This window comes from Streptomyces sp. NPDC059456 (assembly GCF_042750055.1).
Lineage (GTDB): Bacteria > Actinomycetota > Actinomycetes > Streptomycetales > Streptomycetaceae > Streptomyces.
The window spans coordinates 1-11,235 of sequence record NZ_JBHYVA010000233.1; the positions used below are offsets into that span (position 1 = coordinate 1).

At 71.8% G+C, this 11,235-nt stretch carries 10 protein-coding genes; 8 read left to right on the forward strand and 2 right to left on the reverse strand.

Annotated elements, in window-relative coordinates; all coding sequences use genetic code 11:
* The first annotated feature begins 131 nt into the window (after positions 1 to 131).
* The 8 genes from ACFXA3_RS20985 to ACFXA3_RS21020 all read left to right on the forward strand — a co-directional run bounded on the left by ACFXA3_RS20985 (position 132) and on the right by ACFXA3_RS21020 (position 8,970).
* The gene (locus ACFXA3_RS20985) at positions 132 to 1,475 is read left to right on the forward strand and encodes an ATP-grasp domain-containing protein (protein WP_385188782.1); all 1,344 of its coding nucleotides are present in this window, start codon (positions 132 to 134) and stop codon (positions 1,473 to 1,475) included.
* A gap of 65 nt (positions 1,476 to 1,540) precedes the next feature.
* Positions 1,541 to 2,755 (forward strand): acyl-CoA dehydrogenase family protein, encoded by a 1,215-nt coding sequence (locus tag ACFXA3_RS20990; protein WP_385188784.1) that lies wholly within the window; start codon positions 1,541 to 1,543, stop codon positions 2,753 to 2,755.
* 21 nt (positions 2,756 to 2,776) lie between these two features.
* Positions 2,777 to 3,988 (forward strand): acyl-CoA dehydrogenase family protein, encoded by a 1,212-nt coding sequence (locus ACFXA3_RS20995; RefSeq protein ID WP_385188786.1) that lies wholly within the window; start codon positions 2,777 to 2,779, stop codon positions 3,986 to 3,988.
* Between the two features lie 16 nt (positions 3,989 to 4,004).
* The gene (tsrT, locus tag ACFXA3_RS21000) at positions 4,005 to 5,726 is read left to right on the forward strand and encodes a tryptophan 2-C-methyltransferase (RefSeq protein WP_385188788.1); all 1,722 of its coding nucleotides are present in this window, start codon (positions 4,005 to 4,007) and stop codon (positions 5,724 to 5,726) included.
* A gap of 151 nt (positions 5,727 to 5,877) precedes the next feature.
* The gene (locus ACFXA3_RS21005; RefSeq protein WP_385188790.1) at positions 5,878 to 6,642 is read left to right on the forward strand and encodes a response regulator; all 765 of its coding nucleotides are present in this window, start codon (positions 5,878 to 5,880) and stop codon (positions 6,640 to 6,642) included.
* Between the two features lie 203 nt (positions 6,643 to 6,845).
* Entirely contained in the window at positions 6,846 to 7,268 is a 423-nt protein-coding gene (locus ACFXA3_RS21010; protein WP_385188792.1) for a cupin domain-containing protein, read from the forward strand.
* On the forward strand, positions 7,265 to 7,588 hold the full coding sequence (locus tag ACFXA3_RS21015) for a hypothetical protein (protein WP_376199821.1): 324 nt from the start codon (positions 7,265 to 7,267) through the stop codon (positions 7,586 to 7,588). Before ACFXA3_RS21010 ends, ACFXA3_RS21015 begins: the two co-directional genes overlap by 4 nt.
* Positions 7,585 to 8,970: an FAD-binding oxidoreductase gene (locus tag ACFXA3_RS21020; protein ID WP_385188794.1), complete on the forward strand. Its 1,386-nt coding sequence runs from the start codon at positions 7,585 to 7,587 to the stop codon at positions 8,968 to 8,970. The genes ACFXA3_RS21015 and ACFXA3_RS21020 overlap by 4 nt, the downstream gene beginning before the upstream one ends.
* Positions 8,971 to 9,070: 100 nt before the next feature.
* Here ACFXA3_RS21020 and ACFXA3_RS21025 read toward each other — a convergent pair whose 3' ends face one another.
* A complete protein-coding gene (locus ACFXA3_RS21025) occupies positions 9,071 to 9,910 on the reverse strand; it encodes an RNA polymerase sigma factor SigF (RefSeq protein ID WP_385188796.1) in 840 nt (279 codons plus the stop codon).
* A 128-nt stretch (positions 9,911 to 10,038) separates the two neighbouring features.
* The gene (locus ACFXA3_RS21030; protein ID WP_385188798.1) at positions 10,039 to 11,220 is read right to left on the reverse strand and encodes an AI-2E family transporter; all 1,182 of its coding nucleotides are present in this window, start codon (positions 11,218 to 11,220) and stop codon (positions 10,039 to 10,041) included.
* Between the last annotated feature and the right edge of the window lie 15 nt (positions 11,221 to 11,235).

Sequence of the window (11,235 nt, forward strand, 5' to 3'; positions counted from 1 at the left end):
GTCTACCTCCAGGGCGTCAACGAGGAGACCCACGGCATCGCCGACTCCCTCATCAGCGTCCTCGCGAACCGCTCCCACGACATCCTCACCGACCTGCTCGCCCGCCGCGCGGTCGGCGCCGGGAGGCCGTGATGACCGACGACACGACAACCGACGACACGACGACCGACGGCGCGGCGGCCACCGGCAGGGGAGCGCTGCTCGTCATCGGCAGCGGGCTCAAGGTGTACCGCGAATACCTGGTCGCGCCGATCCGGCGCCGCGCCCGCGCGGCCGGCCTGGACATGGTGCTGCTCAACAACCTCAAGCCCACGTGGCAGCACGACTACTTCGACGAGATCATCGTCGCCAACGTCTTCGACTCCGCGGCGATGGGCGCGGCGGCGCGCGAGGTCGCCGCCCGCCGCCGCATCGTCGGCCTGATGTGCTGGGACGAGCCGCTGGTCCTGGACGCGGGTCTGCTCGCCGCCGAGTTCGGCGTGCCCGGCCTGTCCGTGCCCGGTGTCCGCGGCTGCCGCGACAAGGAGCTGACCCGGTCCGAGCTCACCGCGGCGGGGCTGTACCAGCCGGGGTTCGAGCTGACCACGACCGTGGAACAGGCCCGGGCGGCGGCCGCACGGATCGGCTACCCCGTCGTGATCAAACCGCGGGCGATGGGCGCGAGCATCGGCGTCGTGTACGCCGCCGACGAGGCCGCTCTGCACGCCGCGTTCCGGATCGCCCTGTCCGCGAGCGAGGTCGACCCGGGTCCCTACCGGGCGAGCGCCATCGTCGAGGCCTACGCGCCCGGCCCGGAGATCAGCATCGACGGCGCCGTGCACAAGGGGGAGTACCTCCCGATGTTCGTGGCCCGCAAGCACAGCAGCGACCAGCCGTACTTCGAGGAGGTCGGGCACCTCGTCGACGCGGCCGACCCGCTGATGGCCGACCCCGGCCTGATGCACACCCTGGCCCGGGCGCACCGGGCGCTCGGCATCGAGGACGGCATCACCCACAGCGAGGTCAGGCTGACCGGGCGCGGACCGCTGATCATCGAGATCAACGGCCGGCTCGGCGGAGACCTGATCCCCTTCCTGGGCCGGACCGCCACGGGCATCGAGCCCGGCGAGGTCCTGTTCGACGTGGCCACCGGGCAGCGCCCGGACGTCCGGCCGACCCGGCGGGCCGTCGCCGGCATCCGGTTCGGCTACCCGGAGCGGGACTGCCTGCTGCGCTCGGTCACCGTGCCGGCCGGGGCGCCCGGCCTGGTCGCCGCCGCCCCGATGGCCGAGCCCGGCACCACCCTGCGGCTGCCCCCGGGCGGCTACCTGGCACGCCACTCCTTCGTGGTGTGCGAGGCCGACGACGCACGGACCTGCCTGGAACGGCTCGACGGGGCGGCCGCGCTCGTCGGGCTGGACGCCGAACCGGTCGGCCCGCCGGATCCGGACGCGCCGTTCGCGATGCCGGCCGGCCTGCTCGACGTGGACGAATGACCACGACACCGGCCGACGCGACCACCACACCTGCACGCAGCACACCATCACCCGAGGGGGAACGCATGAGCACGACCCGGAACCCGGGCACCGAAGCACCCACCACCGCGGCGGAGATCCTGGAGCGGGCCAAGGCACTGGCTCCGCGGTTGCGGGAGCGGTCGGCGGAGATCGAACAGGCCCGGCAACTCCCGGCGGACGTCGTGGACATGCTGCGCGGCACCGGAGTGTTCCGGATGTGCTTCGGGCCCGAGTGGGGCGGCCCCGAACTGACGTCGGTGCAGCAGGCCGAGGTCGTGGAAACGCTGGCCTACGGGGACGCCTCGGCCGGCTGGTGCGCGGCGATCGGCGCGATGACCGGGGCGATCAGCAACTTCCTCGACCCCGCCGTGGTCAAGGGGGTGTTCCCGAGCCTGGACATGATCACTGCCGGGCTGATCGCGCCGGCGGGGCACGCCGAGCGGGTCCCCGGCGGCTTCCGGCTGACGGGCCGGTGGTCGTTCGGCAGCGGGATCACCCATGCCGACTGGGTGACGTCGGGTGCGTTCATCTACCAGGACGGCAAGCCGTGGGCGAGTCCGGACGGCAGCAACGCGCACGCGTCGCGCCAGTTCCTGGTGCCGGCCCACGAGGTCGAGGTCGTCGGGAACTGGGACACCACCGGCCTGTGCGGCAGCGGCAGCAGCGACTACACGATCACCGACGTGTTCGTGCCCGAGGAACACACCTACACCTTCTACAAGGTGCGGGGCCGGACCGACACCCCGATCGCCCAGCCCGACTCCTTCATGCGCAGCCTGTGCTCGGTGCCGCTCGGGGTGGCCCGCGCCGCCCTGGACCACGTCCGGGAGACCGCGCTCACCCGGGTGGACAAGATGACCAACACGCCGTGGGCGGACCTCTTCCGCGTCCAGGTCACCCTCGCCGAATGCGAGGCGGAGTTCAACGCCGCCCGCAGCGGCGTCCACAGCAGCTCGCAGCGGCACTGGGACGTACTGGCGCAGGGCGGCACCCTGGACGACCTCACCGCCACCGAGCGGGCCGCGTCCTCGCTCGCCTGGGTGCACGCCTTCCGGTCCTCGCGGGCGATCGTGAACCGGCTCTACGACCTGCTCCAGGCCTGGTCGATCAACCGGTCCTCGCCGATGGACCGCTGGATGCGGGACACCGCGACCATGTGCCAGCACGTCGCCGCCTCCGACCTGATCCTCGAATCCGGCGGCGCCTACCTGCTGGGCCGGCCGCCCAAGTTCCGGATGAGCCTCGGCATCGTCAAGTAGGGCCGGATGAAAGGCGATCACATGAACACGACCGGAAATCCGGAGGCCGCGGTGCCCGCCACCGCGGCGGAACTCCTCGCGCGGGCGAGGGAACTGGCGCCGCTGCTGCGCGAGCGGTCGGCGGAGATCGAAGGGGCGCGGCGGCTGCCGGCCGACGTGGTGGACATGCTGCGCGACGCCGGTGTGTTCCGGATGGCCTTCGGCCGCGAACTGGGCGGCCTGGCACTGACCACGACGGAGCAGACCCGGGTCGTCGAGACGCTGGCGCACGGGGACGCCTCCGCGGCCTGGTGCGCGGTGATGGGCGCGAGCGGCGGCATCTTCAGCGCCTTCCTCGACGAGCGGGTAGCCAAGGAGATCTTCCCGACCCCGGACACGATCACCGCCGGGCTGCTCCAGCCGACGGGCCACGCCGAGCGGGTCCCCGGCGGCTTCCGGCTCTCCGGCCGGTGGTCGTTCGGCAGCGGGATCACCCATGCCGACTGGGTGACGTCGGGTGCGTTCGTCTACCAGGACGGCACGCCGTACGCGAGCCCGGACGGCAGCAACCCGCACGAGTCGCGGCAGTTCCTGGTGCCCCGGGCCAAGGTGGAGGTCATCGACAACTGGCACACCACGGGCATGCGCGGCACCGGCAGTTGCGACTACACGATGGCCGACGTGTTCGTGCCCGAGGAGCACACGTACACCTTCGGCAAGGTGCGGGGCAGGCCCGGCCCCCTCGCCCAGCCGGACGCCTTCACGCGCAGCATGTGCGGCGTGGCGCTCGGGGTGGCCCGGGCCGCCCTGGACCACGCGCGGGACATCGCCCGGACCCGGGTCGACCGGATGACCGGCGTGGCGTGGAAGGACCACTTCCGGACCCAGGTCACACTCGCCGAGTGCGAGGCGGACTTCCTCGCCACCCGGAGCGGGGTGTACGCGAGCCAGCAGCGCCAGTGGGAGGTGCTGGCCGCCGGGGGCACCCTGGACGACCTCGCTCCCGAGGAGCGCGCCGCGTCGCCGATCGCCTGGGTGCACGCCTTCCGCACCGCGCGCTCGATCGTCATCCGGCTCTTCGACCTGCTCCAGACCTGGTCGATCCACCAGTCCTCGCCGATGGACCGGTGGATGCGCGACACCACCACCATGTGCCAGCACGCGACCGCCCAGGACCGGATCCTCCAGTCGGCCGGCGCGTACCTGCTCGGCTCGAAGCCCGAATTCGGCATCTGCCTCGGCATCGTCAAGTAAAGGAAGGAAACAACCGATGGGCAGAGGCCTTGTGTTATTGGTCAACCCCAACAAGGTGCACCCGCCGATCGCGCCCTATGCGCTCGACGTGCTGACCACCTCGCTGGAGGCCGCCGACTTCGAGGTCGAGGTGGTCGACCTCACCTTTCACCGGGAGGACTGGAAGTCCTACCTCTGCGAGTATTTCGGGGACCGCAGCCCCCTGCTCGTGGGCGTCACCATCCGCAACACCGACACGGTCTACGCATTCGAGCAGCGCCCCTTCATCGGGGAGCACAAGGAGATCATCACCGAGATACGGCGGCTGACCGACGCCCCGATCGTCGGCGGCGGCATCGGCTTCTCCTCCATGCCCTTCGCGCTGGTCGACTACTTCGGCATCGACTTCGGCGTGAAGGGGCCCGGGGAGCAGATCATCTGCGACCTCGCCGACGCGCTGGCCACCGGACGCGACACGGGCACGGTCTCCGGCCTCCTGCGCAACACCGAGGACGGCGTCACCCGCGTACCGCCGCCGGCGCTCACCCTGACCTCCCGTCCCACCGCCCCCGTGCGGCCCGCCGGGCAGTTCGAGGACCGCGTGTGGCAGGTCGACCGGGCGGGCACGTACCTGCGGCGCTCCGGTTCGCCCCGCAAGGTGGACAACCTGCTGTACTACCAGCGCGGCGGGCTGGCCGGCATCCTCACCAAGAACGGCTGCACCTACCGCTGTTCGCACTGCGTCGAGCCGGACGCGAAGGGCACCCGGACCGGGCGGCGCGACGTCGCCGCCGTGGTCGACGAGATGCAGTCCCTCGCCGCGCAGGGGATCCTCGACCAGCACACCACCGACTCCGAGTTCAACCTGGCGATCTCCCACGCGAAGGCGCTGCTGCGCGAGATCGTCCGGCGCAAGCACGCGGACCCCGGCAACCCGCTGAACCAGCTGCGGCTGTGGGTGTACTGCCAGCCGTCGCCGTTCGACGAGGAGTTCGCCGAACTGCTCGCGGCCGCCGGCTGCCGCGGGGTGAACGTCGGGTCCGACCACGTCCGCGCGGACATGCTGCAAGGCTGGAAGGTCACCGGCAAGGGCACCACGTACTACTCCTTCGCCGACACCGAGAAGCTCGTCCGGCTGTGCCACGCCCACGGCATGATGACCATGGTCGAGGCGCTGTTCGGGATGCCGGGGGAGACGCACCGGTCCATGCGCGAATGCGTCGAGGCGTTCATGGCCCTCGACGCCACCGTGACCGGCTTCTCCCTGGGGCTGCGGCTCTTCCCGCACACACCGCTCGGCATGGCGATCGCCGAGCAGTGCGACGGGGTGCGCACGGTGCCCGGACTGCAGTCGAACACGGCCACCGGGCCGATCGTGCTGAAGCCGCTGGCGAAGTGCTCGGGCCCGGTCGAGTACGAGCGGCAGTTCATGTTCGACGAGTCGGGCAACTTCCGCCTCGTCTGCTACTTTTCACCGGATCTCCTGGAGGACGTCGAAACGGTCAGGGACCCCTCCGGACGGTGGAGCCGGTCCGTGGAGCTGCTGTGGGAGCTCGTCGACCCCTCCGACCACCACCGGGTCATGCTGCCGACGCTCGCAGGATCCAGTGAGCACGACAACAACTACGCGGACAATCCGTTCCTGACCAGTCTCAGTGGACTCGGGTACACCGGAGCATTCTGGGCGCATTGGCGGGACCGGGAAGCAATTCTTCGTCGAGCGCAAGAGGTAGGAGTGGCAGACTCCGCCGAAAACTGACGTGGCCGGATGTGAATGTCACTGCCGACATGATTATCGCGCTGCGCGGATATCCCCCCGACCGTTGCGGTAAGACTGGCCTCTGCACCATTCTGGTAACGGCCGGTCGACGTGCGCCGCCGTAAAAGATCGAGTCGGGGGGAAGGTAGAAATGCATCAGACAGCAGACATCAAGGGGTTGCTCTGGCCGCTCTCGTCACAAGGTGAGGCGCACCGGGAGTTCGCCGGGCGGCCGGACGGCGATCTCGCCGTCGTCGCCAGACCGCGCGCCACCGTCACCGTCGTGCTCGCCGACGCGCAGCCCGCGATCCGCCACGGCGTCCGCTCCGTCCTGGAGCGCTCCGGCGGGGTGCGCGTCGTCGGCGAGGCCGCGACGGCGGACGAGGTGATCGCGGAGACCTCCCGCTGCCGGCCCGACGTCCTCGTGGTCGACCCGCTCATGGACGAACGCGCGGGCACACGGGTGATATCCGAGGTGCTGGGATTATGGCCGGAGACGGGCATCCTCGTGTTCAGCTCGGTCGACGACGACCGGGTCATCACGGCCGCCCTCCAGGCCGGCGCGCGCGGCTACCTCTTCAAGCGGGCCGACGCGGACCAGATCCTGCGCGGCATCCAGGCCGTCGCGGCCGGCGAGGGCATCGTCGACAAGTCGATCGCCAACCGGCTGGGGGCCCTGCTGGGCCCGGCGCCGGCCGGGCCGTACGCGTACCCCTTCCCGCAGCTGACCAACCGGGAGCGGGAGGTCCTCGAACGCATCGCCGCCGGAAAGTCGAATGCGGCCATAGCCCGGGAACTCGTGCTCGCCTCCAAGACCATCAGCAATCGGGTCTCCGCGATATTCGGAAAACTCGGCGTGGCCGACCGGTCCCAGGCCATAGTCCTCGCCCGGGACGCGGGTCTCGGGCACGGCTGATCCCGCCGATGCGCCCGCACGCCGTCCGGCGCCGCAGATTCCCTTTCGACTGGGGAACAATTCCCCTGTCGAAAGGGAGTCGCCTGCTTCTAGCCTGGCCGACGTCGCCCTTCGCCGGAATTCCCGAATATCGGAACGCCCGAACACCGGAACGCCCGAAGACCGGAATACCGGAACACCGAGACGTCGATCGGAGCGGAACGTTGACCGACCAGGAACAGCCCGACGTGGACATGCGCACTGCGGAGCCGGACCACCTGCTCCGGGAACACGGCCTGGACCTCAAGCTGCTGCATCCGTGGCCCGGGCTCGAAACGCCGTTCCGCGGTGCGTGGTGCGTCCTGCGCCCCGGTGACGTGACGGAGGCCCACGCCCACCACGAACGCGAGATGTTCATCGCCATGGCCGGCCGCGCCGACGTGGTCTGCAACGGCCGCCGCCGCCGGCTCGCGGCGGGGGACATCGCCCTGATGAAGGGCGGAGTCGAGCACCACATCGTCAACGAGCACGACGAGGACTTCTCCTACTACGCGATCTGGTGGAGCCGGAGCACGGCGGCCGAGTTCCTCGCCGGGCAGCCCTCGCCCGACGCCGGTGACGACGCGGCCGAGGGCGAGGCCTCGTGATCAACTACGATGGCCGCAGGTTCCGCAAACCGCAGGGCGACCTCCGTACCGTCGCCGTCTACCACCAACAGGGCGACCTGGTCTGGGGCGAGGTCCTCGGCGGCGAGGTGCGGCGCGGCTGGACCGTCGGCACCTGCACGCCCGACGGCACCCTGTCCATGGGCTACACCCTCGTGTTCGCGACCGGCGAGGTGGTCTGCGGACGCACCGTCAACACCCCCGAGGTCGTGGAGGACGGCCGTCTGCGGCTGCGCGAGGTCTGGGAGCGCTACGGCCCGCACGCCGCGACGGGGATCTCCTACATCGAGGAGGTCCGGTGAACCGCGCGTCCGAGGCGGACTGGCAGCGTCTGGCGAAGACGGTGACGGGCCGCGTCCTGCGGCCCGGCGACGCCGGCTTCCGCGAATCCAGTGCCCCGTTCAACACCCGCTACGCGTCCACCACCCCGGCCGGCGCCGTGTCCGTGGCCGACCACGCCGACGTGGCGCACGCCCTGGCCTGGGCCCGGGACACGGGCGTCGGCCTCGTCGCCCGCAGCGGCGGCCACAGCTACGCGGGCCACTCCGTCAACACCGGTCTCGTCATCGACCTCAGCGCCCTCGACAGCGTGTCCGCGGACGGCTCCACCGGGCTCGTCACGGCCGCCGGCGGGGCCCGCACGGCCGCCGCCTACGCCGCCCTCCGGCCTCACGAGATGGCGTTCGCGCTGGGCAACGGAGCCTCGGTCGGCATCGCCGGCCTCACCCTCGGCGGCGGCTCGGCCGCCACCTCGCGCACCCTGGGACTGACCGCGGACGCCCTCGTCAGCACCACCCTCATGACCGCCGACGGACAGGTGCTGACCTGCGACGACCGGCAGAATCCGGATCTGTTCTGGGCCTGCCGCGGCGGTGGGGGCGGCAACTTCGGCATCAACCTGTCCTTCACCTTCCAGGCCCGCCCGGTCGCCGACGTCTCCACCTGCCTGCTGCTGTGGGACGGGGCGGACGCCGCCGCGGCCCTCGCGGCCTTCGCGGCGGTGCAGGAGGCCGCAGGGCACGCCCCCGACGCGTTCTCGGTCCGCCTCGGCGTCAGCACCGCCGCCGGCCGCGACCCCGTGGTCTCCGCCGTCGGACTGCACCTCGGCCCGCAGGGCGAGCTGCGCGAACTCCTCGCCCCGGTCCTCGCCACGGCCCCGCCCCTGCGCGCGGACATCGCCGACCACACCTTCTGGGAGGCCCAGGACCACCTGCTGCACGAAACCTCCGCCGGGGCGTTCGCCGCCCGGACGAACTTCGCCGCCGGTCCGCTGCCCGACGAGGCCGTGGCCGCCGTGCTGGCCCGGCTCGCCGACTGGCCCGGCAGCGGCAACCCGGACGGCTGCGGTCTGGCCCTGTACACCTGGGGCGGCGCGATCAACCGGGTGGCGCCCGACGCCACCGCGTTCGTCCACCGCGACGCACGCTTCCTGGTCAGCATGGACACCTCCTGGGCCGAACAGGACGGTCCGGCCGCCGTGGAGGCGAACCTGCGCTGGCTGGCGGGGCTGCGGGAGGCCGTCGCGCCGTACGTGGGGGAGGGCGCGTACCAGAACTTCATCGACCCGGACCTGCCCGACTGGCGCACCGCGTACTACGGCGCCAACTATCCGCGGCTCGTGGAGATCAAGAAGCGCGTGGACCCGGACCGCGTGTTCACCTTCGCCCAGGCCATCGGTTCCTAGCCGGCCGGACCGGCACCCCGTCGGCGGCGGGAGCCCCGAGCACCCCCGTCGCCGGCGGGCACCGGACCGGCGGACGCGGCGGGAGCGCCGGCGGGGCGGGTCACGGCTTAGGCTGCGGGTCCTCCAGCAGGCTCGCCCGCAAGGTGGTCAGCGTCCGGTTGAGCAGCCGCGAGACGTGCATCTGGGACAGCCCCAGCCGCTCCCCGATCTCCGACTGGGTCAGTCCGTCACCGAAGCGCAGCGAGAGCAGGGTGCGCTCGCGGGCGGGCAGCCCGGCCAGGACCGGCTTGAGGGACTCCAGGCACTCGATGGTGTCGTACGCCGCCTCCTCCTCGCCGAGCGAGGGCCGGTCCGCGCAGGAGTTCCGCTCGCCCTCCTCCTGCGCCGGCGCGTCCAGGGAACGCGCGGAGTAGGCGTGTGCCGCCTTCTGCCCCTCGACGAGCTCCTCGGGCGTGACGTTCAGGTGCCCCGCCAGCTCGGCGTCCGTGGGCTCGCGGCCGAGGTCCTGCTCCAGCGCGTCGTGCGCCTTGGCGGCGTCGATCCGCAGCTCCTGGAGCCGCCGGGGGACCTTCACGGCCCAGCTGGTGTCGCGGAAGAACCGCTTGATCTCGCCGACGATGGTCGGCATCGCGAAGGTGGCGAACTCCACCCCGCGTTCCGGGTCGAACCGGTTGATCGCCTTGATCAGGCCGATCGTGCCGACCTGGATGATGTCCTCCATCGGTTCGCTGCGGCCGCGGAACCGGCGGGCGGCGAACTTCACCAGGCTCAGGTTGAGCTCGACGAGGGTGTTGCGCACGTACGAGTAGTCCGCGCTGCCCTCGTCGAGGGCCCGCAGCCGGTGGAACAGCGCCCCCGACAGGGCCCGGGCCTCGCCGGTGCTCACGCTCAGCGTGTCCTGCGGAATGCCTGCGGTGATCTCTGCATACGGCAACGACATCTGGGTTCCTGCTCCTCCGACGGGGGGTCGTGCCGCAGACCGACTGCGGTACGGCCGTCTCGTGAGCTGTCCACAGGGATATACCCCCTTCCGGGTCACATGAAGCCGCCCACCGGTGAAATCGCAGCTCAGAGCCCTGCCTCCGGTGACCGCAGGGCCTGGCGGACCGCCCAGACGACCGACACCAGCGGCACCGCGACCACCGCGCCCAGCACGCCCGCGGCGATCGCCCCCGCGACCACCGACAGGGCCACGACCACCGGGTGCAGCCGCACCGCCCAGCTCATCACGATCGGATGCAGCAGATGCCCCTCGATCTGCCCGATGATCACGATCAGGGCGACCACGAGCGCGGCGATCAGCGGCCCCTTCGCGGCCAGCGCGACGACCACGGCCACCGCGAGCGCGACCGGGGACCCGATCAGCGGGACGAACGCGGCGAAGAACTCCAGCAGCGCGAGCGGCACCGCCAGCGGGACGCCCAGGGCGTACAGCGCGACCCCCACCAGGACGGCGTTGGTCGCCGCGACGAGCACGATGCCGTGCGTGTACCCGGTGAACGTCCGCCAGGCGGCCCGACCGCCGACCGAGACGCGCTGCTGGATGCCCCGTGGCAGCTGGGAGCAGATCCAGCGCCAGTGCCGATCACCCGAATGGATGAAGAACACCGAGCAGAACAGCGACAGCGCCACCACGGTCAGTGCCTCCACCAGCCGCCCGGCGCCGCTCACGGCGGTGCTGAGCAGGCTCGACCGATGGCTGGAGAGGTACGAGCCGATCCGGTCCCGCACGTCCTCCAGGGCGTGCGGGCTCAGCCGCAGCGGAGGCCGCTCCAGCAGGGGTTCGAGCCGGCCCAGCCCCGCGCGGAACTCCGCCACGAGCGAGTTCCACTCCGCGGCCACGGTCTCCCCGACGAACGCGAGCGCGCCCAGCGCGAGCACGATGCTGCCCAGGAGCGCGCAGGCCACGGCGAGGGAGCGGGGGACCCACCGGGCCAGCAGATCGGCCACCGGCCGCAGCAGGGCCGTACCGACGAGCCCGAGGAACACGGCCACGCCGACCTCGTGGAACCGCCCCAGCACCATGAACACCGTGTAGACGACCGCCCCGACCACCAGGAGCCGCCAGCAGTACTCCGCCGCCGTGCGCAGCACGGGGGACACGGAGGAGGACCACGGCCTGTCGACGGGCCTCCCGCCCGGATGGCGGCCGCGGGCCCGGGCGCGCCGGCGGGCCACCCGGCCGGCCGGGTCCCCCGTTCCTGCCCCGGCCGGGCGGGGCGCCGGCCGGGCTTCGGATCGCCTGGTCATGTAGCGCCTCTGCCG